This window comes from Bradyrhizobium sp. FW305-F6 (assembly GCF_058782905.1).
In genome coordinates this window covers 676,579-697,449 of sequence record NZ_JBYSYD010000002.1, presented here as the reverse complement: position 1 = coordinate 697,449, position 20,871 = coordinate 676,579, and the positions used below count along the sequence as shown (strand labels likewise).

15 protein-coding genes are annotated in these 20,871 nt (G+C 66.1%); 10 read left to right on the top strand and 5 right to left on the bottom strand.

Features of this window, described 5'->3' with window-relative positions:
* Positions 1 to 113 precede the first annotated feature (113 nt).
* The 6 genes from AC3WLX_RS14600 to recN all read left to right on the top strand — a co-directional run bounded on the left by AC3WLX_RS14600 (position 114) and on the right by recN (position 8,476).
* The gene (locus tag AC3WLX_RS14600) at positions 114 to 1,130 is read left to right on the top strand and encodes a cell division protein FtsQ/DivIB (protein WP_492336464.1); all 1,017 of its coding nucleotides are present in this window, start codon (positions 114 to 116) and stop codon (positions 1,128 to 1,130) included.
* Positions 1,127 to 2,449 (top strand): cell division protein FtsA, encoded by a 1,323-nt coding sequence (ftsA, locus tag AC3WLX_RS14595; RefSeq protein WP_492336463.1) that lies wholly within the window; start codon positions 1,127 to 1,129, stop codon positions 2,447 to 2,449. Before AC3WLX_RS14600 ends, ftsA begins: the two co-directional genes overlap by 4 nt.
* An 87-nt stretch (positions 2,450 to 2,536) precedes the next feature.
* Positions 2,537 to 4,324 (top strand): cell division protein FtsZ, encoded by a 1,788-nt coding sequence (ftsZ, locus tag AC3WLX_RS14590; protein WP_492336462.1) that lies wholly within the window; start codon positions 2,537 to 2,539, stop codon positions 4,322 to 4,324.
* A gap of 365 nt (positions 4,325 to 4,689) precedes the next feature.
* Positions 4,690 to 5,652 (top strand): UDP-3-O-acyl-N-acetylglucosamine deacetylase, encoded by a 963-nt coding sequence (lpxC, locus tag AC3WLX_RS14585; protein ID WP_291629170.1) that lies wholly within the window; start codon positions 4,690 to 4,692, stop codon positions 5,650 to 5,652.
* Positions 5,653 to 5,898: 246 nt separating this feature from the next.
* Positions 5,899 to 6,789: an outer membrane protein assembly factor BamD gene (locus AC3WLX_RS14580; protein ID WP_291629172.1), complete on the top strand. Its 891-nt coding sequence runs from the start codon at positions 5,899 to 5,901 to the stop codon at positions 6,787 to 6,789.
* A 13-nt stretch (positions 6,790 to 6,802) separates the two neighbouring features.
* Complete coding sequence (recN, locus tag AC3WLX_RS14575; protein ID WP_492336461.1) at positions 6,803 to 8,476, top strand: DNA repair protein RecN; 1,674 nt, start codon at positions 6,803 to 6,805, stop codon at positions 8,474 to 8,476.
* A gap of 94 nt (positions 8,477 to 8,570) precedes the next feature.
* Here the strand turns inward: recN and AC3WLX_RS14570 are convergent, their stop codons facing one another.
* A complete protein-coding gene (locus tag AC3WLX_RS14570) occupies positions 8,571 to 8,858 on the bottom strand; it encodes a GIY-YIG nuclease family protein (RefSeq protein ID WP_492336460.1) in 288 nt (95 codons plus the stop codon).
* Positions 8,859 to 8,973: 115 nt separating this feature from the next.
* Here AC3WLX_RS14570 and ligA point away from each other — a divergent pair, with 115 nt between their 5' ends.
* Entirely contained in the window at positions 8,974 to 11,127 is a 2,154-nt protein-coding gene (ligA, locus tag AC3WLX_RS14565) for an NAD-dependent DNA ligase LigA (protein ID WP_492336459.1), read from the top strand.
* 180 nt (positions 11,128 to 11,307) lie between these two features.
* Here the strand turns inward: ligA and AC3WLX_RS14560 are convergent, their stop codons facing one another.
* Entirely contained in the window at positions 11,308 to 12,582 is a 1,275-nt protein-coding gene (locus AC3WLX_RS14560; RefSeq protein ID WP_492336458.1) for a multidrug effflux MFS transporter, read from the bottom strand.
* Positions 12,583 to 12,881: 299 nt separating this feature from the next.
* Positions 12,882 to 14,711, bottom strand: coding sequence for an aminopeptidase P family protein (locus AC3WLX_RS14555; protein ID WP_492336457.1), 1,830 nt, complete (start codon positions 14,709 to 14,711; stop codon positions 12,882 to 12,884).
* A gap of 186 nt (positions 14,712 to 14,897) precedes the next feature.
* Between AC3WLX_RS14555 and AC3WLX_RS14550 the strand changes: the two genes are divergently transcribed.
* A complete protein-coding gene (locus AC3WLX_RS14550) occupies positions 14,898 to 15,077 on the top strand; it encodes a hypothetical protein (protein ID WP_492336456.1) in 180 nt (59 codons plus the stop codon).
* A gap of 101 nt (positions 15,078 to 15,178) precedes the next feature.
* Here AC3WLX_RS14550 and AC3WLX_RS14545 read toward each other — a convergent pair whose 3' ends face one another.
* Positions 15,179 to 16,066 carry a 50S ribosomal protein L11 methyltransferase gene (locus AC3WLX_RS14545; protein WP_492336455.1) on the bottom strand — a complete coding sequence of 296 codons (888 nt, stop codon included), beginning with the start codon at positions 16,064 to 16,066 and terminating at the stop codon, positions 15,179 to 15,181.
* Between the two features lie 162 nt (positions 16,067 to 16,228).
* Here AC3WLX_RS14545 and AC3WLX_RS14540 point away from each other — a divergent pair, with 162 nt between their 5' ends.
* Positions 16,229 to 16,384 carry a Flp family type IVb pilin gene (locus AC3WLX_RS14540; protein ID WP_152033707.1) on the top strand — a complete coding sequence of 52 codons (156 nt, stop codon included), beginning with the start codon at positions 16,229 to 16,231 and terminating at the stop codon, positions 16,382 to 16,384.
* Between the two features lie 289 nt (positions 16,385 to 16,673).
* On the opposite strand, the gene AC3WLX_RS14535 is transcribed toward AC3WLX_RS14540, so the two are convergent.
* A complete protein-coding gene (locus AC3WLX_RS14535; protein WP_492336454.1) occupies positions 16,674 to 18,281 on the bottom strand; it encodes a phytoene desaturase family protein in 1,608 nt (535 codons plus the stop codon).
* Positions 18,282 to 18,574: 293 nt separating this feature from the next.
* On the opposite strand from AC3WLX_RS14535, the gene AC3WLX_RS14530 reads away from it, so the two are divergent.
* On the top strand, positions 18,575 to 20,854 hold the full coding sequence (locus AC3WLX_RS14530; protein WP_492336453.1) for a spermidine synthase: 2,280 nt from the start codon (positions 18,575 to 18,577) through the stop codon (positions 20,852 to 20,854).
* Positions 20,855 to 20,871 lie beyond the last annotated feature (17 nt).

Genomic DNA, 20,871 nt, shown 5'->3' with positions numbered 1-20,871 from the left:
AAGGGGAGAGGTTTTCTTCTGCTGAAGACCAGCACCCGGCCCGGCATGCCCGAGACGTCATGTTCGCCAGGATCCGCGCAGTGTCGCGGGGAAACTGTTGACGAGCTCGTGCAATGGATGGTGCAGGAAGTCTCACCCGATCGCTTGTAAGATCGCTGAGGCCCCAAGCTGATCTGAAGGCGGCTGCTATCGGAGCGGTCGTGCTTCTGCGCGAGTGGGTGCAAGAGACGCTCGCCCGCAAGCGCGCTGCCGCCAAGATCAAGGCCAAAGCCAAGGTCGACGTCGCGCGCGAGCCGCCGCCGCGCGTCGTCGCGCTGGTCGAGCGCTATCTGCCGCGCCGTGTCGGCCTCAGCATGACCGTGCTGCTCTTGATCGGCAGCTGCGGCTTCGGCATCGTCAAGGGCGGCCATCTGCAGGATTTCGTCACTGCGGTCAGCGATGCCCGCAACGCGCTGGCCAATTCCGCCGGCTTCCGCATCACTTCCGTCGTGATCAACGGCCGCAAGCAGCTGACCCAGGACGAAATTCTCGCCATCGGCGGAGTCAGCGGCCGCTCCTCGCTGCTGTTCCTCGATGCGGACGCCGTGCGCGACAAGCTCAAGGCCAATCCCTGGATCGCGGATGCGACCGTGCTGAAGCTCTATCCGGGCCAGCTCATGATCGAGCTCACCGAGCGCAAGGCGTTCGCGCTGTGGCAGGAGGCCGGCCGGCTCTCCGTCATCGCCGACGACGGCGCCGTGCTCGAACCCTATGTCTCACGCCGCTTCCTGTCGCTGCCGCTTGTGGTCGGCAAGGGCGCCGACACCCAGGCGCGCGATTTCCTGGCGTTGCTGGCGCGCTACCCGCAGGTCAATTCGGTCACGAAGGCCGCGATCTTCGTCGGCGAGCGGCGCTGGAATCTGCGGCTCAAGGATGGTCTCGACATCCGCCTGCCCGAGCAGGACGTCGGCAACGCCCTTGCGATGCTGTCGAAGCTCGACAAGGAAGACCGCCTGTTCTCCCGCGACATCGTCGCCGTCGACATGCGCCTGCCTGACCGGCTGGTGGTGCAGCTGTCCGAGGACGCCGCCAAGGCGCGCGAGGAGCTGTTCAAGGACAAGAAGAAAAAGAAGGCCGGGGATTCCGCATGACCGGTCTCGATCGCACCCAGACGCCGAAGACGCGCCCGATGCCGCACAAGCGCGGCGGTCTCGTCGCCTGCCTCGACATCGGCACCAGCAAGATCGCCTGCATGATCGCGCGGCTGAAGCCGTCGCCGCCGAGCGATGCGCTGCGCGGCCGCACCCATGCGGTGGAATTGATCGGCTACAGCCAGATCCAGTCGCGCGGCATGAAGGCCGGGGCTGTGGTCGATCTTACCGAATGCGAGCAGGCTGTGCGCCAGGCCGTCGGGCTCGCGGAGAAGATGGCCAAGGTGCGGGTCGAGTCCGTGCTGCTGTCGGTCTCCGGCGGCCGGCTCGCCGGCCAGCTGGTCGAAGCCGCAGCCGACATCCGCGGCGGCGCCGTGACGCCGGCCGATGTCAGCCGCGTCACCTCCACCGGCATGCGCCACGCCACCGGCGACGGCCGCACCGTGCTGCATGCGCTGCCGGTCGGCTACACGCTCGACGGCGTCAAGGGCATCCGCGATCCCCGCGGCATGGTTGCGCACCAGTTCGGCGTCGACATGAACGTCGTCACCTGCGATGCCACCGTGGCGCGCAACCTGATGCTTGCGGTCGAACGCTGTCACATCAATGTCGAAGCGATGGCGGCGAGCCCCTATGTGGCCGGCCTGTCGGTGCTGACCGACGACGAGGCCGATCTCGGCGCGGCCGTCGTCGAGATGGGCGCCGGCACCACCACGATTGCCGTCTATTCGGGCGGGCGCTTCGTGCATGCGGCCGGTTTTGCGGTCGGCGGGCAACACATCACGATGGATCTTGCGCGCGGACTCTCGGCGACCATTGCCGATGCGGAGCGAATCAAGACCTTATACGGCACCGTCATCACCGGCGGATCGGACTCGCGTGAGCTGATGTCTGTGCCGACAGCCGGTGACGAGCAGGATCTGCCGCAGATCGTCTCCCGCGCCACCATCGCGAACATCGTCAAGCACCGTGCCGAGGAAGTCTTCGAAATGGTTCGGGACAAACTGAAGGATTCGCCCTTCGCCGCAGAGCCCAACGGCCGCGTCGTGCTCTCGGGCGGCGCCTCGCAGCTGACCGGCCTGGTCGATCTCGGCACCCGGATACTCGGCCGGCCCGTGCGGGTCGGACGTCCGCTCGGTTTCGGCCGGCTGCCCAATGAGGCGAAGAACGCCGCGTTCGCGGTCCCGGCCGGACTTCTCGTCTACCCGCAATATGTTCACCTCGAACATGTCGAACCGCGGCATACGCGGCAGCAGGTCAAGACAGGGACCGGCGGCTATTTCGGAAAGGTCGGACGATGGCTACGCGAGGGCTTCTGATGATTCATTTCCGCAATTCCCTGATTTCACCAACTCCCGCGGCCGCCGGCCGGGGCGAACCCACGCGCGCGTGATCGAGAGGCAAACATGACCATCAGCATCAATGTTCCTGATATTCACGAACTGAAGCCCCGGATCACCGTGTTCGGCGTCGGCGGCGCCGGCGGCAACGCCGTCAACAACATGATCACGGCGGGCCTGCAGGGCGTCGACTTCGTGGTCGCCAACACCGACGCGCAGGCGCTGACGATGTCGAAGGCGCAGCGCATCGTGCAGATGGGCACGGCGGTCACGCAAGGCCTCGGTGCCGGCTCGCAGCCGAACGTCGGCGCCGCGGCGGCGGAAGAGGTGATCGACGAGCTGCGCGACCATCTCTCGGGCGCCAACATGGTGTTCGTCACCGCCGGCATGGGCGGCGGCACCGGCACGGGTGCAGCTCCCGTCATCGCCAAGACCGCGCGCGACATGGGCATCCTCACCGTCGGCGTCGTGACCAAGCCGTTCCACTTCGAGGGCGGCCGCCGCATGCGCACCGCCGAAGCCGGCATCAACGAACTGCACAAGGTCGTCGATACGCTGCTGATCATCCCGAACCAGAACCTGTTCCGGGTCGCCAACGAAAAGACCACCTTCGCCGACGCCTTCGCGATGGCCGACCAGGTGCTCTATTCGGGTGTCGCCTGCATCACCGACCTGATGGTCAAGGAAGGCCTGATCAACCTCGACTTCGCCGACGTGAGAGCGGTGATGCGGGAGATGGGCAAGGCGATGATGGGCACGGGCGAGGCCTCCGGCGACAAGCGCGCGCTGACCGCCGCGGAAGCTGCGATCGCCAATCCGCTGATCGACGACAGCTCGATGAAGGGCGCCAAGGGCCTCCTCATCTCCATCACCGGCGGCAAGGACCTCACCCTGTTCGAGGTCGACGAGGCCGCGACCCGCATCCGCGAGGAAGTCGACCAGGACGCCAACATCATCGTCGGCGCCACCTTCGACGAGGCGCTCGACGGCTTGATCCGCGTCTCGGTGGTTGCGACCGGCATCGAGCAGGCCGCGATCGCCCGCAACAGCCAGGCGACCTCCGCTCCCGTCGCTAACCCGGCACCGCAGATGCAGCAGGCTGCCGCCCCGGCCGCCGCTGCCGAGAGCCGTCTCGCAGACCTCACCGCCCGGCTCCGTGCCGACAACCAGCGTCTGGCCGAACGCGCCCAGAAGCTGGAGGGGCAGGCCCCTGCCGCCGCGGCTCCGGCGGCTAGCGCGCCGCGTCCGAACGTCGAGCGCGCTGCGCTTGCCGCCATCGCCGCCGCCGTTGCCGACGTCCCGCAGGCCCCCGCGCCAACGCAGACCTATGGCGACGTCACCGTGCGCCCGATCGCGCAGAAGCCGACCCTATTCCCGGAGCCTGACATGGCCCCGGTGGCGGTGCAGGAGCCGATGACGCCGGAAACCTTCATCCCGCCGCAGGCCGAGCGTCCGGCCCGTGGGCCGCGGATGCCGCGAATCGAGGAGCTGCCGATGCCGGCCCAGGCCGAGATTCGGCAGGCTCGGGGCGAGGTCGAGGACGAGACCCCGCAGAAGACCCGCCTGTCGCTGCTGCAGCGCCTCGCCAATGTCGGCCTCGGCCGTCGCGACGAGGAAAGCGAGCCGCCGGTTGCGGCCCGCACCGCCGGTCCCGCCATGCCGCCGCTCCCCGAACGCCGGCCCCAGAAGACCGTGGCGCAGCAGATCGCGTCCAGTGATCCGGTATCAGAATACGCCCGCCGTCCCGCGCCGCAGGGGCTCGACATGCATGGCCGCCCGGCGCCTGTTGCGCCGGCGCCACAGGGTGACGACCATCTTGATATCCCGGCGTTCCTGCGGCGGCAGGCAACCTGAGAATTGTTACGATAAGGCAGACCGAAAAAGGTCCCGGCGGGAAGCTTGCCGGGACCTTTCCTTTTGTCCCGTGCATGCCCGAATTGCGCTGCCAAGCAACTGATTTTAAATCATTAATTACGCATTCGGTGGTTCACTAAAACTGCCGGCAATGGTCCCCAACGTCGGCGCAATTTGGTTAAGCCTTGGCGCGAATACGGCGGGTTTGGGGTAACAATCGGTAAAAAACCGTGAGTTGGCGCTGTTTCAGGCAGCAACTATGGTTTGCCGTGACTTGGGGATACGCAGATTCGCAGAGCGTCGGCGCTGGCCGGCCGGGTGGGTCTCGTATAAGTCGCATTGGGTCGTAGCGGGGCGGGTTCCTGATGAAATTTAGCCGGCAAACAACGCTTCGTGCGCAAGCCTCTGTGGCAGGTGTGGGCGTTCATTCCGGTCTTCCCGTCACTCTCACGCTGGGGCCTGCGCCTATCGACGCGGGTCTTGTGTTTGTCCGGACTGGACTTGAGGGAAGTGACCGCGAGGTCCAGGCGACCGCCGAGCAGGTGATTGCGACCGACTTTGCCACCGTCCTCGGCGATCGCAACGGTCCCCTGGTCTCCACCGCCGAGCACGTCCTTGCTGCACTGCGAGGCATGGGCGTCGACAATGCCACCATCGAGGTCGACGGTCCCGAAGTCCCGATCATGGACGGCAGCGCCGCGGCTTTCATTGCCGCGATCGACCAGGCCGGCATCGTGACCCAATCAGCGCAGCGCCGCTTCATCCAGGTCTTGAAGCCGATCTCGGTCAAGATCGGCGACTCCTTCGGCGAGATCAGGCCCCACGCCAATGGGTTCCGCGTCGAGGTCGAGATCGATTTCACCAATCCCGTCATCGGCCAGCAGGCTTACGCCTTCGACCTCAACCCGGAAGGTTTCCGCCGCGAAGTCGGCCGGGCCCGGACGTTCGGTCTGATGAGCGATGTCGCCCGGCTCTGGAGCGCGGGCTATGCCCTCGGCGCCTCCTTCGACAACACCGTCGTGTTCGACGACGAGCGGCTGCTCAACACCGAGGGCCTGCGCTACGCCGATGAATGCGCCCGCCACAAGGTGCTGGACGTGATCGGCGACCTCGCGCTGGCCGGCCTGCCGCTGCTTGGCGTCTATCGCTCGGTGCGCGGCGGCCACAAGCTGAACCATGCCGTCCTGACCGCGCTGCTCGCCGACCGTACAGCCTGGCGGGTGGTGGAGGGCGAGGCCGCCCGCCGCACGACGCGTCCCGTGGGCGAGGTCGGCCGTGGCATCGTCGGCGGCCGGGTCGCCGCGGCGTTCGGGCCGGATGTGTCCTGAAGACACCTGTTGCCCCTCGGCATTCTGGTCGGCGGCTTCCCCCGGGAAACTCCTGGTAACCATGATCGACTAGGATTGCGGCGGTTTCGCCTTAATCCGGGCGAAATGCCTGCCTATCCGGTTGTTAACGATCGTTTTTCGGATCCATCGGCGTGGTCGCATGGCAGGCACCACGGTTACCTTTCGCGCCCATGACCGGGTCATGGGCTGGCGGACACCGATCACAGGGCGTCAGGGCGTAAACTCATGTCGGCACAGCGTATGACGCGCGGATATTTCTCGGTCTGGCTGCGAGCCCGCGGGCTGCTTCAGGCCGCCACCTTCATCATGCTCGCGCTGCCGCTCGCCGGCTGCGGCACCGGCGCGCTGTGGGACAAGTTCACCGCCAAGGACGACACGTTCGTCGAGGAGCCCGCCGACAAGATCTACAATGAGGGCCTGTACCTCATGAACGAGAAGAAGGACATGAAGGCGGCGACCAAGAAGTTCGAAGAGGTCGACCGCCAGCATCCTTATTCCGACTGGGCCCGTAAATCGCTGCTGATGTCGGCCTATGCGTCCTATCAGGGCGGCGACTATGACGGCTGCATCGGCGCCGCCACTCGCTATGTCACGCTGCATCCCGGCAGCCCGGACGCCGCCTATGCGCAATACCTGATCGCGGCCTCCCACTACGACCAGATCCCGGACATCAGCCGCGACCAGACCCGCACCGAGAAGGCGATCGCCGCGCTGGAAGAGGTGGTGCGCAAATATCCGACCTCCGAATACGCGACCTCCGCCAAGGCCAAGATCGAGGGCGCGCGCGACCAGCTCGCCGGCAAGGAAATGAATGTCGGCCGCTACTACGCGCAGAAGCGCGACTACACGGCGGCAATCAACCGCTACAAGACCGTGGTCACCCAGTACCAGACCACGCGCCATGTCGAGGAGGCGCTCTACCGGCTGACCGAGGCCTATATGGCGATCGGCATCGTCGGGGAGGCGCAGACCGCCGCGGCCGTGCTTGGCCACAATTTTCCTGACAGCCGCTGGTACAAGGACGCCTATAATCTTGTAAAATCCGGCGGTCTCGAGCCGAGCGAGAATCAGGGGTCCTGGATCAGCAAGACCTTCAAGAGAATGGGTCTCGGCTAGGAAATAGGGTCCCATGCTGGCGCGTCTGTCGATCCGTGACATCGTCCTGATCGAACGGCTCGATATCGAATTCGCCTCCGGCCTCGCGGTTTTGACCGGCGAGACCGGTGCGGGCAAATCCATCCTGCTCGATGCCTTTGCGCTGGCGCTCGGCGGCCGCGGCGACGCCGGCCTCGTGCGCCACGGCGCGGAGCAGGGGCAGGTTACTGCCGTGTTCGATATCCCGAAGAATCACCCTGCGGCGAAGATCCTGGCCGAGAACGGCCTCGACGATACCGGTGAGATGATTCTGCGCCGCGTGCAGCTCGCCGACGGCCGCACCCGCGCCTTCATCAACGACCAGTCCATCAGCGTGCAGACGCTGAAGGCGGTCGGCGCCGCCCTGGTCGAGATCCACGGCCAGCATGACGAGCGCGCGCTGGTCGATGCCGCCACCCACCGCCGCCTGCTCGACGCGTTTGCCGGCCTCGAGAAGGACGTCGCGGCGGTCGAGGCGCTCTGGGACGCGCGCCGCACCGCCAACACCGCCCTGGAGGAGCATCGCGCCGCCATGGAGAGCGCGGCGCGCGAGGCGGATTATCTGCGCCACGCCTCCGACGAGCTGAAGCAGCTCGCGCCCAAGGACGGCGAGGAGACTGCGCTGGCCGCGCGCCGCACCACCATGATGCAGGGCGAGAAGATCGCCTCCGACCTGCGCGAGGCGCAGGAGGCGGTCGGCGGCCATCATTCGCCGGTCGCCACGCTGTCGGCGGCGGTGCGCCGGCTGGAGCGCCGCGGCGTCAATTCGCCGGCGCTGGTGGAGCCGGCGGTGAAGGCGATCGACGCGGCCATCAATGCGCTGGAGGAGGCCGATCAACATCTCCAGGCAGCGCTGGCCGCCACCGATTTCGATCCGGCCGAGCTCGAACGCATCGAGGAGAGGCTGTTCGCCCTTCGCGCCGCCTCGCGCAAATATTCGACCCCGGTCGACGGGCTCGCCGCGCTCGCCGCCAAATATGCGGCCGACGTCGTCCTGATCGACGCCGGCGCCTCGCGCCTGAAGAAGCTGGAGCAGGCCGCGATCGAGGCGGACAGTCGTTACGCCGCGGCCGCCAAGAAGCTGTCGCTGGTGCGGCAGAAATCGGCGGAGAAGCTCAACAAGGCCGTCAATGCCGAGCTCGCCCCGCTCAAGCTCGAACGCGCGAAATTCATGACCCAGGTCGAAACCGACGAGGCCGCGCCCGGTCCGCAAGGCTTCGATCGCGTCGAGTTCTGGGTGCAGACCAATCCGGGCACCAAGCCGGGCCCCCTGATGAAGGTCGCCTCCGGTGGCGAGCTGTCGCGCTTCCTGCTCGCGCTCAAGGTCGTGTTGTCCGATCGCGGCTCGGCGCCGACGCTCGTCTTCGACGAGATCGACACCGGCGTCGGCGGTGCGGTCGCGGATGCCATCGGCGGGCGCCTGGCGCGGCTGGCCGGCAAGGTCCAGGTCATGGCCGTGACCCACGCCCCGCAGGTCGCCGCCCGCGCCGACCAGCACCTCTTGATCTCCAAGGACGCCCTCGACAAGGGCAAGCGCGTCGCCACCCGCGTCAACGCACTCGCCGCCGACCACCGCCGCGAGGAAATCGCGAGGATGCTCGCCGGCGCCGAGATCACGGCCGAGGCGAGGGCGGCGGCGGACAGGCTGCTGAAGGCGGCGACGGCTTAGTTAAATCCGCCGTCATTCCGGGGCGATGCGAAGCATCGAACCCGGAATCTCGAGATTCCGGGTTCGGCTCTTCGAGCCGCCCCGGAATGACTCCTCATCTGCAGATCGACTCGTAGAGATCATTCCAGTTCGGATTGTCCTTCTCGATCAGCTGGGTTTTCCAAGCCCGCTTCCACTTCTTGAGCTCCTTCTCGCGAGAGATTGCCGAGACAGGGTCATCATAGATCTCGAACCAGACCAGTTGCGCGATGTTGTATCTGGCTGTGAATCCCTGGACCGCCTTGATTCGATGCTCGTGGACGCGACGCACAAGATCGTTGGTGATCCCGACATAGATTGCCCCGTCGCGCCGGCTTGCTAGGATATAGACGTAGTACGCCACAGCCCCTCCCACGATCACGTCATTCCGGGGCGCACGAATTGCGCACCCGGAATCTCGAGGTTCCGGGTCTGGTCCTTCGGACCATCCCGGAACGACAATCGCAACCTTAAGTATAATGGCCAGAGCAGCAAAATCCAAAGCAGCACCGCTTCGCGACGTCGCCGATCTCACCAAGGCGCAGGCCAAGGTGGAGCACATGCGGCTCGCGCTCGAGATCGAGGGGCACAACGAGCGCTACTATCAGGAGGACGCGCCCACCGTCACGGATGCCGAATACGACGCGCTGCGGCAGCGCTTCAACGCGATCGAGAAGCGCTTTCCCGAATTCGTCACCGCGGACTCGCCTTCGCAGAAGGTCGGCGCGGCGCCGTCGGGCCGCTTCAGGAAGGTCCGGCATGCCGTTCCCATGCTGTCGCTCGACAACGCCTTCGCCGAGGAGGACGTGCGCGACTTCGTCGGCCGCATCGTGCGATTCCTGAAGCTCGACGACGACAAGATCGACTTCTCCGCCGAGCCGAAGATCGACGGCCTCTCGATGTCGCTGCGCTACGAGGGCGGCGAATTGGTCACCGCCGCGACGCGCGGCGACGGTGCGGTCGGCGAGGATGTCACCGCCAATATCCGCACGCTCGAAGACGTGCCGCAGAAGCTGAAGGGCCGCAACGTCCCTGATATCTGCGAGGTCCGCGGCGAGGTCTACATGACCAAGAAGGCCTTCCTCGCGCTCAACGAGCGGCAGAAGGCGGCAGGCGACACCATCTTCGCCAATCCGCGCAACTCGGCCGCGGGCTCGCTCCGGCAAAAGGATCCCACCATCACTGCCTCGCGCCCGCTCGGTTTCTTCGCCTACGCCTGGGGCGAGATGAGTGCGATGCCGGAAGAGACGCAGACTGGCATGATCCATTGGTTCGAGCGCTGCGGCTTCAAGACCAATCCGCTGACCAGGCTCTGTCATTCCGTCGAGGAGCTACTCGCCTTCCACCATGCGATCGAGGAGCAGCGCGCGCGGCTCGACTACGACATCGACGGCGTCGTCTACAAGGTCGACCGCATCGACTGGCAGGAGCGGCTCGGCTTCGTCTCGCGCACGCCGCGCTGGGGCATCGCGCACAAATTTCCCGCCGAGCGCGCCATGACGGTGCTGCGCGACATCGAGATCCAGGTCGGCCGCACCGGCTCGTTCACGCCGGTCGGCAAGCTCGAGCCGGTCGGCGTCGGCGGCGTGATCGTGCAGAACGTGACGCTGCACAACGAGGACTACATCAAGGGCATCGGCAACAAGGGCGAGAGCTTGCGCGATGGCCGCGACATCAGGATCGGTGACACCGTGGTGATCCAGCGTGCCGGCGACGTCATCCCGCAGGTCGTCGACGTCGTCTTGGACAAGCGGCCGAAGACCGCCAAGGAATTTCACCTCCCCAAGAAGTGCCCGTGTCCGCTGCACACCGACGTGGTGCGCGAGGAGACGGCGACGGGCGAGGAGGGATCGCGCGCCCGCTGCACCGGCGAGTTTGCCTGTCCCTATCAGAAGATCGAGCATCTTAAGCTGTTCGTCTCGCGCCGCGCCTTCGACATCGATGGGCTCGGAGAGAAGCAGCTGCAGTATTTCTTCGACGAGGGGTGGGTCAAGGAGCCCGCCGACATTTTCACGCTGGAGAAGCGCAATTCCAAGATCAAGCTGGAGGAGGTCGAGGGCTACGGCGCGACCTCGGTGCGCAATTTGTTCGGCGCCATCGAGAGCCGGCGCAGAATCGCGCTGGAGCGCTTCATCTACGCGCTCGGCATGCGCCATGTCGGGGAGACCACCGCGCTGGCGCTGGCGCGCGGCTACGGCTCCTGGGACGCCTTCCACGACGCCTGCCTCAAGGTCGCCAAGGGCGACGAGGAGGCAATCGCCGAGATGGACGCGCTCGACCAGATCGGCGACACCGTGATCAAGAGCATCGCCGATTATTTCGGCGAGAGCCACAATCGCGGCATCGTCGAGCGGCTGACCGAAGAGGTCGAGATCATCGACGCCGAGAAGCCGAAGAGCAATTCGCCGGTCGCCGGCAAGACCGTGGTGTTCACGGGCTCGCTGGAGAAGATGACGCGGGACGAAGCCAAGGCAACCGCGGAACGGCTGGGTGCGAAAGTCTCGGGTTCGGTGTCGAAAAAAACCGATCTCGTTGTCGCCGGTCCCGGCGCGGGCTCCAAGCTCGCCGAGGCCAACAAGCACGGCGTCAAGGTGCTGACCGAGGACGAGTGGCTGAAGCTGATCGGGGAGTGAGGGTTTCTTTCCTTCTCCCCTTGTGGGAGAGGGTGGCGCGAAGCGCCGGATGAGGGGTTGTCTCGGCGCGCGACGGCGTCGAGAGTCGTGCTAGCGGAGAGAGACCCCTCACCCGTCTCGCGGCTATGCGGCGAGCCACCCTTTCCCACAATGGGAGAGGGGACAACTGCCGCAGAACCCCTACATCATCCCGCCCTCTTCCTCCTCCGCCTTCTCGATCAGTGTCTCGCTCACCGTCACCTCGCGCCGAGGGACGACGAAGATCATCGTGCAGGCGCAGAGCAGCGAGATCGCGAGGACGGCCGAGGTCAGCGGCAGCGTGGTGGCCGAGTGGCCGCCGAGATAGGCGCCGAACTGCGACATCAGCGCGCCGATGCCCTGCTGGAGGAAGCCCATCGCGCCCGACGCGGTGCCGGCCGCCTCGGGGCGGATGCTGATGGCGCCGGCGGCGGAGTTCGCCATCACGAAGGCATTGCCGACCATCACGATCATCTGCGTGCCGAACAGCCACGCGGGCGCTTCGTTCCAGCCGGTGAAGCTCCAGACTAGGTTCAACAGGCTGCCGCAGAGCTGCAAGCCCAGCCCGAACCAGATCAGCTTCTCCAAAGAATGCCGCGGCGCGAAGCGCACGCAGAGCAGATTTCCGACGAGAAACGCAAAGCCCGTGGTCGCGAACCAGGCGCCGTACTCGGCAGTGGTCCGGCCCATCTGCGTCACGACGATGTAGGGGCCGCCGCCGGCGAAGGTGAAGATGATCTGCGAGGCCAGCACCTGGCACATCACATAGCCGACGAAGGCGCGGTTACGGATCAGCACCCCGATGTCGCCACGGAAGCCGCTGCCGGCGGGGCGGCTGCGGCGCGTCTCGGGCAGCGCCACCGCGATGCCGACGGCGACGAGGATCGCGGCGATCGTCATCGCGTAGAAGATCGCGCGCCAGCCGAAGGCGATCTCGATCAGGCCGCCGGTGAGCGGCGAGACCATCTGCCCGATCATCAGGGCCGCGACCACGAGGCTGATCATCGAGGCGACGCGGTCGCGTTCGTAGATGTCGCGGATGATGGCGCGGCTGATCACCATGCCGGATGCGCCGCCGAGGGCCTGGAAGAAGCGCGCGGCAATCAGCTGCGGCAAGGTCTGCGCGAAGATGCAGGCAATGCTGGCCACGACCATCAGTGCCAGTCCTCCGAGCAGCACCGGGCGCCGTCCGAACCGGTCCGACAACGGTCCCATGATCAGCTGCGACAGCGCGATGCCGACCATGTAGAGCGACACCGTCATCTGCGCGATCGAGATGTCGCTGCCGAAGTTCGTTGCCAGCACCGGCAGCGCCGGTACCAGCATGTAGAGCGAGATCGGCGCGATCCCGGTCATGACGACCAGCAGCAGCAACACCACGCGCGAGGTCGCGAGGTTGCCGGCCGCTCCCGGCGGCTTGCTGATCATGCCGTGCATGCGTGTCCATCTTTCGCGTTCGAATCGACTGTAGCGCGCCGGCGCAAGACGGATATCGGCGTTTCGGAATGCGGCTATACGGATTTCGGGAGGGTGATAATAACGGCGCGATGGCGACCGATTGGGCGCGCTACCCGTCCGGCAGCATAGGTGTCATTCCCCGCGAAGGCGGGGAATCCAGTATTCCAGAGCAGTCGCTTATGCGGAGAAGCCGCGGCGTACTGGATGCCCCGCCTTCGCGGGGCATGACCGCTCGGTGGGGCGAGGAGAGTTGCGTAGCGCGCGTGGCGCCATGCGCACTAGGCCTTCAGCTCCGCCGTGGCCTGATCGAGCCACGCCCGGGTCGCCTCGTCGAGGGCCGGCCGTACTTCGGCACGCACCCGCGCGTGGTACGCATTGAGCCAGTCGAGCTCGTCGCGGCTCAGCATCGCGACATCGATCAGCCGGCGGTCGATCGGCGCGAGGGTCAGCGTCTCGAACGCGTTCATCGGCTTCTCGGCGCCCTCGATGCTGGCTTCGACGACCAGCTCGAGGTTCTCGATACGGATGCCGAAGCCGTCGGTCTTGTAGTAGCCGGGCTCGTTGGAGAGGATCATGCCGCGCTTCAGCGGCGTGGTGCCGAGCTTCGAGATCCGCGCCGGTCCTTCGTGCACCGAGAGATAGCTGCCGACGCCGTGGCCGGTGCCGTGCTCGAAATCGAGGCCCGCGGCCCACAGATATTGCCGCGCCAGCGTGTCGAGCTGGGCGCCCGTGGTGCCGTCCGGAAAGACCGCGCGCGCGATCGCGATATGGCCGCGCAGCACGCGGGTGAAGCGGTCGCGCATCTCGTCCGTGGGCTCTCCGACCGCCATGGTGCGCGTGACGTCGGTGGTGCCGTCCTCATATTGCGCGCCGGAATCGATCAGCAGGAGGTCGCCGGGCGCGATCCGCCGGTTGCTCTTGCGGGTGACGCGGTAATGCACGATGGCGCCGTTCGGGCCGGTGCCGGAGATGGTCGGGAACGACACGTCCTTGAGCGCGCCGGTGTCGCGGCGGAAGGTCTCCAGCGCCTCGACCGCGTCGATCTCGGTGAGCTTGCCGCTTGGCGCCTCGCGATCGACCCATGCGAGGAAGCGCGCCAGCGCCACGGCGTCTCGCACATGCGCCGTCTTGGTGCCCTTGATCTCGGTCGCGTTCTTGACCGCCTTGAGCAGCGCAACCGGATCGCTGCCGCGCACCGGCTTGCCGCCGGCGCCCGCGATCAGCCGGCTCAGCGCGTCGGCCGCGGTGGCGTTGTCGAGCGCGATGGCCGCGCCGCTCTTGGCCAGCGCCATCAGCGTCGGCGCCATCGCATCGGGCTCGCGCACGTCGGCGGACTGCTCGAGATGGTCGCGCGTGAGGTTGGAGAGCTTGCGATGGTCGATGAAGATGGTGGGACGGCCGTCCTTGGGCACCAACGCATAGGACAGCGGCAGCGGCGTATGGGCGACGTCGGCGCCGCGGATGTTGAAGGTCCAGGCCACCGCGTGGCTGTCCGACAGCACCAGCGCATCGGCGCCGAGCTTGGCGATCGCGCCCCGGATCTGCGTCAGCTTCTCGGCTTCGGCGACACCGGCATTCTGGAGGCCGTGCACGGCGACGGGGGCGAGCGGCGGCTGCGGCCGGTCCTGCCAGATGGCATCGATGGGATTGCCGTCGACGGCGACCAGCTCGGCGCCGGCCTTGGCGCAGGCCGCGGACAGGCGTTCGGCTGCCGAAAAAGTGTGCAGCCACGGATCGAATCCGAGGCGGTCGCCGGCCTTCAGATGCGCGGCCACCCAGCTCTCCGGCGGCGGGTCGATCAGGGATTCCACGGCCCATGCCTTGGCGTCGACCTGCTTGGCGGCCTGCAGCGTATAGCGGCCGTCGACGAACAGTGCGGCCTGATGCGACAGAACCACCGCCAATCCCGCCGAGCCGGTAAAGCCAGTCAGCCAGGCCAGTCGCTCTTCCGATGGCGGCACATATTCATTTTGCTGTTGATCGGCGCGCGGAACGACGAAGCCGGTCAGCTTGCGACGGGCGAGCTCTTCACGAAGCGCGGCCAGCCGCGCCGACAATGCGACGCCGGCCTCGGGCTCCTCGAATGTTTGGAAGTGTGCTTCGAACATGTGGATCACTTTAGGATCATGGGGATCGGTCCGCAATCTGGTCGCATTTGCGCCGCATCTGGCATGGACTGTGCTTGAAATAGTTCCATTCGAATTGAGTGGAGTAAAGGATGCGGCAGTTGCGCTTCGTCCGGATAGCAGGGAAATTCGAGCAGGTGGTTCATCTCAACGGCGAGGGGACACACGATGCCAGCGTTCACGTTTGAGAAGATTTCGCCGCCGCCGCGCCGCGGCCCGGCTGCAATGCCACCGAAGAAGCCGCGCGGCGTCATCAGCCAGATGATCGACCGGATCGCCGAGCGCCGCGCAAAGAGCGCCTTGCAAGGGCAGCGCGCGGCACGCCGCGACGAGAAGCCGGCGGAGTAGCGCGGTCCCATCACGCGGTAGGGTGGGTTAGCCGATGGCGTAACCCGCCACGTCTCTTCCTGGGGTGACTGAACAGGCGGGTTACGCTCCGCTCACGCGCTCTACGAGAGCTTCCGCAATAACAGACTGCTCCATCCCTCGATCTTGAGATGCTTCACCGGTACGAGCCCGCGCGCGCGGTATGCGGCGATCACGGCGGGCGCCTGGTGCGTCAAGAGGCCGGAGAGGATGACACGGGCGCCCGGCGCAAGATGCCGCGCCATGGGGCTCGCCAGTTGCCGCAACGGATTGGCAAGGATGTTGGCGAGCACCAGGTCGAACGGTCGCGCACGCGCAAAATCCGGAGCGGCAAAGCCGGTGGCGCGGATCACCCGCACGCGGTTGCCGACTTCGTTGAGGGCGGCGTTCTCGGCCGCCACCCGCACCGAGGGTGGATCGATGTCGGAGGCGAGCACCGCGCGATGCAGCGCCTTCGCCGCCGCGATCGCCAGCACGCCGGTTCCGGTGCCGAGGTCGAGCAGGTTCCGCGGACTGGAACTCTTCAGGACATGGTCAAGCAGGAGTAAACAGCCGCGGGTCGTGCCGTGGTGACCGGTGCCGAAGGCAAGTGCCGCCTCGATCTCGATGCTGAGCTTGTTACGTGCCACGCGGGCGCGGTCATGGCTGCCGTGCACGACGAACCGCCCGGCCGGGACCGGGACCAGATCTTCCAGGCTGGCCTTGACCCAGTCCCTGGCCTCGACCGTGTCGAACGCAAGCGCCGCGGCGGTCTCAATTCCTGCTGACATTGCAACGAGTTCGCGCAGCCAGGCCTGATCCGGCGCCGCGGCGAAATGGAGCGTGACGTCCCATTGTCCGTCCGGCCGCTCGAACGCGGCGACCGCCGCATCGCCATCGAAAAACACCTCGGTCAGCACGTCGACCACGCGCCTTGCCTCGGCTTCGCCGCCGATCGAAAAGCTCGCGCGATGAGTAGGAGAAGGCTGCATTCAGGGTTCCGTTGAGTTCAATTTTTGGAACTTTTGTTCCCAATGTTCCGCAAATTTGCGGTTCCCGGGTTTACCGGACTGAAGGTTGTGCCCCGTACATTTTGGGATGTCGAGTGAAGCCAACACATCTTGAAATTGAAACGGAGGCGAGTCTTGAAGAGCATGGTTCAGAAGTTCTGGTTGGACGAGTCTGGTGCAACCGCGATCGAGTATGGCCTGATTGCCGCGGGTATCGCCCTGGCGATCATCACCGTGGTGAACGGCCTGGGTACCTCCCTGAACGAGAAGTTCTCGTCGATTAGCACCTCCTTGAAGTAATTTCCGCCTCCATTTCCCAGCGGGGGCTAATTTCTTCAGAAGGCTATTCCTGATCACCGCCCGCGAGGGGACCTCCCCTTGCGGGCGGTCATTTTGTGCGGATGCGTTCTCCCGGGATATTCACAGATTGTCCGCCTACCTATAGGCATCCTGCCCACCGGTCTTCCCGGAATTACCCTGCGGGTCTCCACAGGCTTTTCCCCTCGATCGACCCTGCCAAATTCGCCCGTATCCCCCGAACCGGCCACAGACCTTTCAACAGCCTGTCAACAGGCCATCCCCAGGCTTATCAACGGCTTCTGAACAGCGCGCGGTGATCCCTCAGGATCGCCTGCGCCGCATTGTGGCCGGGGGCGCCGGTGACGCCGCCGCCGGGATGGGCGCCGGAGCCGCAATGGTAGAGGCCCCGCAACGGACCCCGATAGTCGGCGTGTCCCAGCATCGGCCGCGCCGAGAACAGTTGGTTCAAGGACAGCGCGCCGTGGAAGATGTCGCCGCCGAGCAGACCGAACTGCCGTTCGAGGTCGAGCGGTGACAGGATCTGACGGCCCAGCACGCTCGCGGCAAAGCCGGGCGCGTAGTCATCCACCGTCGCGATCATGAGGTCGGCGACCTCCTCGCGGTGGTCGTCCCACGATCTTCCATCTGAAAGCTCAGGCGCGACGTGCTGGCAGAACAGGCTCGCGACATGCTTGCCGGCGGGCGCCAGCGTGTCGTCGAGCGTCGAGGGGATCAGCATCTCGACGACGGGCTGCCGGCTCCAGCCTTGCGCCCGTGCATCGGCATAGGCGCGGTCCATGTAGGCAAGGCTCGGCGCCAGGATGATGCCTGAGGTGAGATGATCGCCATCACCGGGCAGCGCCGCGAAGGAGGGCAGGCGGTCCAGCGCCACGTTCATGCGGAAGGTGCCGGAGCCGTTCTTCCAATGCCGGATGCGGGCAAGGAAGTCCTTTGGCAGCGCATCCGCCGCAATCAGGCGCGTATACAGCAGCTTTGGATTGACGTTGGCCGCCACGTATGTCGCGCGGATCGGCGTGCCGTCCTCCAGAACCACGCCGACCGCGCGGTCGCGCTCGACGATGACCTCGCGGACGCCGGCATCGGTGTCGATCACCACACCCCGATCGCGCGCAGCGCGCGCCATCGCCTGCGTGATCGCGCCCATGCCGCCGACGGCATGGCCCCAGGCGCCCTTCTTGCCGTTCACCTCGCCGAAGGCATGATGCAGCATGACATAGGCCGAACCGGCGGCGTAGGGGCTGGCATAGTTGCCGACGATGGCATCGAAGCCGAACAGCGACTTGACCAGATCGTGTTCGAAACGCTCGTCCAGCATCTCGCCTGCGGAACGGGTGAACAGATCCAGCAGGCTGCGGCTCCTCTCCAGCGTGAGGCCGCGCAGGATGTTGGCCGTTCCCAGCGCGTTCACGGCTTCGCGGATCGCGCTCGTGCCAAATCCGTCGAGCAGGTTCGGCGGCGCGCGCAGCACGAATTGTCTGAGCACGTCGGCGATGTCTTCCAGTTCGCGCGAGAAGCCGTCGAGGGCCTCCGCATCGTGCGCGCTGAGCCGCGCGACCGACGCCTTCGTCCGCCCCTCGCCGGTGAGAAGATAGTTGCCGTCGGGAGCGGGCAGGAAATTCTGGGCGCGGCGTTCGACCACCCGCAGGCCTTGCCCGGCAAGATCGAGGTCGCGGATCACTTGCGGATTGAGCAGGCTCACGGTGTAGGCTGCAACCGAGTTGCGGAAACCGGGGTGAAACTCCTCGGTGACCGCGGCACCGCCGACCACATTGCGCCGTTCGACCACGCGCACCCGCAAGCCCGCTTTCGCGAGATAGGCCGCGCAGGTGAGGCCGTTGTGGCCCGCGCCGATGATGACGACGTCGGTTTCGGTCATGAAGAATGCAAGATCCAGTGTTCTGTTATTCCGGGGCGCGCGAAGCGCGAACTAAGGTGCGGGCTCCGCACCAGAGAATCTCGAGGTTCCGGGTTCGATGCTTTGCATCGCCCCGGAACGACCTCCTTATATCAAGCATTCCCCACGGCAACATCACGTCACACTTTATTGCCCGTTCAGGCGCCTTGTGCTCCATTGCGCGCGGTCCGGCGCCCGCCGGGGCCATTGTCCGATGCGTTTCCTGGCGCGAACCGGTGCCGACTTCGCTGGAAAACGCTTTAGCCGGAGCTTTCATGGATTCGATCGTGCAACCCGCCGCCACGGAGCAGCCCTCGTCGTCGCGCAACCGGCTGCTGCTGACGGTCTACACCGCGGCGATCTTCGTCAGCGCGCTGCTGCTGTTCTCGGTGCAGCCGCTGTTCACGAAGATGGTGCTGCCGCGGCTGGGCGGCTCGCCGGCGGTGTGGTCGGTGGCCATGGTGTTTTTCCAGTCGCTGCTGCTGGCGGGCTATGCCTATGCGCATTTGCTGATGCAGGCGAGGAATCGGATCGTTCCGGTGGCGGTGCATCTGCTGCTGCTGCTCGCGGCCTTCGCCACGCTGCCGCTCGGCATCGCCTCGGCCTATGGCGAGCCGCCGGCTTCGGGCTATGCGTTCTGGCTGCTCGGCCTGTTCGTGGTCTCGATCGGGCTGCCGTTCTTCGCGCTCGCCGCCAACAATCCGCTGCTGCAGGCCTGGTTCGTCCGCACCGGCCATCCCGCTGCGCACGATCCCTATTTCCTCTATGCCTCCTCCAACATCGGCAGCTTCCTGGCGCTGCTGTCCTATCCGTTCCTGCTCGAGCCGATGTTCACGCTGCAGACGCAGAACCGGTTTTGGGCCGCCGGTTACGGCCTGTTGATCCTGCTGATCGGTACTTGCGGCGTGCTGTTGTTGCGTTCGCCGAAGCCGGCGATGGCCAATGCGCGGGACGAGGAGGTGACTGCGCCGGCACCGGGTCTGCTGACCCGGCTGCGCTGGATCTTCCTCGCCGCAGTGCCGTCGGGCCTGCTCATCGCCGTCACCGCGCACATCTCGACCGACGTCGCGGCAGCGCCGCTGCTGTGGGTGCTGCCGCTGTCGCTGTATCTGCTGACATGGGTGGTGGTGTTCCAGTCGCGTCCGCTCTTGCCGCACAAATGGATGCTGATGCTCCAGCCGGTCGCGATCGCCGGTGTCGTCTGCCTGCTGGCTTTCGGCGGCGAGCAGAACCTGCTGCTCACGCTCGGCGGGCATCAATTGTGCTTCTTCGTCATCGCCATGGCCTGCCACGGCGAACTGGCGCGGACACGGCCGCCGGCGAAATATCTCACCGGGTTTTATGTTGCGCTGTCGTTCGGCGGCATGGTCGGCGGCCTGTTCGCGGGGCTGGTTGCGCCCTACACGTTCTCGTGGATCGCCGAATATCCGATCCTGATCGCGCTCGCCGCGCTGTGCCGTCCGTCCGCGACCGAACGCTTTGCAGTCATCGTCAGATGGTACTGGCTGGCGCTCGCCGCGCTCGCGGTGGCGCTCGTCGCGCCGTCCTATGTGACGGGCGACATCTCGACCTGGCTCGAGGATCATCGCGTCTGGGTCGCCGGCGCCGTCGGCGGGCTCGCCGCCCTGCTCGCCCTCATCCTCAATGCCGACCGCTGGAAGATCTTCGCCACCGTCGCGCTCGCGCTGGTGTTGATCCGCGTCTATCCCGCCGACGAGGGCCGCGTCACGACCGTGCGCAGCTTCTTCGGCGTGCACAAGATCGTGGTGACGCCCGGCGGCTATTTCCACGTGCTGATGCACGGCACCACCATCCACGGCGCCGAGCGCTTCCTTAACAATGACGGCACGCCCGTGACCGGCCGTCCCGAGCCGATCACCTACTATCACGCGGACGGCGGCATCGGTCAGGCCGTCAGCGCGATGCGGGAGCGCAAGGGCGCGCCGCTCAAGGTCGCCGCGATCGGCGTCGGCTCCGGCACGCTCGCCTGCGCCGCCGCGCCAGGGGAGGACTGGACCTTCTTCGAGATCGACCAGTCCATGGTCGATGCGGCGCGTGATCCCAGGAATTTCCGCTACATCTCGAGCTGCATGCCGGACATGAAGCCCGTCATCGGCGATGCGCGCCTCACCTTCGCCAAGGAGCCCGACGGCGCCTATGACCTGGTCATTGTCGATGCCTATTCGTCCGACGCGATCCCGATCCATCTTGCCACCGAAGAGGCGATGAAGATCTACAAGGACAAGCTTGCGCCGCACGGCGCCGTGGTGATGCACGTCTCCAACCGGCATCTCGATCTCGAGACCGTCGTGGTCGGCATCGCCGACGCCAACGATCTCAAGAGCTGGGTCTTCAACGAGGATTCGGGCCGCGATTCCGACTACATCTTCTCGACGGACGTCGTCATCTCTGCGCGCGAGGACGCCGACATCGGCCGGCTTGCGTCCTCCAAGCAGTGGGAACAGACCGAAGCCGACGACAGGGCGCGGGTCTGGACCGACGACTATTCCAACATCCTCGGCGCGCTGCATCGGCGTTGGAAGAACGGGGAGTAGGGGACGCTTCGGATGGT

Bases quoted from the DNA above. Each gene is read 5' to 3' on its own strand.
- AC3WLX_RS14550 (WP_492336456.1), top strand. From the start codon at position 14,898: ATGCCAGCGTTCACGTTTGAGAAGATTTCGCCGCCGCCGCGCCGCGGC.
- AC3WLX_RS14535 (WP_492336454.1), bottom strand. From the start codon at position 18,281: ATGACCGAAACCGACGTCGTCATCATCGGCGCGGGCCACAACGGCCTC.
- AC3WLX_RS14560 (WP_492336458.1), bottom strand. From the start codon at position 12,582: ATGCACGGCATGATCAGCAAGCCGCCGGGAGCGGCCGGCAACCTCGCG.
- ligA (WP_492336459.1), top strand. From the start codon at position 8,974: ATGGCCAGAGCAGCAAAATCCAAAGCAGCACCGCTTCGCGACGTCGCC.
- AC3WLX_RS14580 (WP_291629172.1), top strand. From the start codon at position 5,899: ATGTCGGCACAGCGTATGACGCGCGGATATTTCTCGGTCTGGCTGCGA.
- AC3WLX_RS14530 (WP_492336453.1), top strand. From the start codon at position 18,575: ATGGATTCGATCGTGCAACCCGCCGCCACGGAGCAGCCCTCGTCGTCG.
- AC3WLX_RS14540 (WP_152033707.1), top strand. From the start codon at position 16,229: ATGGTTCAGAAGTTCTGGTTGGACGAGTCTGGTGCAACCGCGATCGAG.
- recN (WP_492336461.1), top strand. From the start codon at position 6,803: ATGCTGGCGCGTCTGTCGATCCGTGACATCGTCCTGATCGAACGGCTC.
- lpxC (WP_291629170.1), top strand. From the start codon at position 4,690: ATGAAATTTAGCCGGCAAACAACGCTTCGTGCGCAAGCCTCTGTGGCA.
- ftsA (WP_492336463.1), top strand. From the start codon at position 1,127: ATGACCGGTCTCGATCGCACCCAGACGCCGAAGACGCGCCCGATGCCG.
- AC3WLX_RS14600 (WP_492336464.1), top strand. From the start codon at position 114: ATGGATGGTGCAGGAAGTCTCACCCGATCGCTTGTAAGATCGCTGAGG.
- AC3WLX_RS14545 (WP_492336455.1), bottom strand. From the start codon at position 16,066: ATGCAGCCTTCTCCTACTCATCGCGCGAGCTTTTCGATCGGCGGCGAA.
- ftsZ (WP_492336462.1), top strand. From the start codon at position 2,537: ATGACCATCAGCATCAATGTTCCTGATATTCACGAACTGAAGCCCCGG.
- AC3WLX_RS14555 (WP_492336457.1), bottom strand. From the start codon at position 14,711: ATGTTCGAAGCACACTTCCAAACATTCGAGGAGCCCGAGGCCGGCGTC.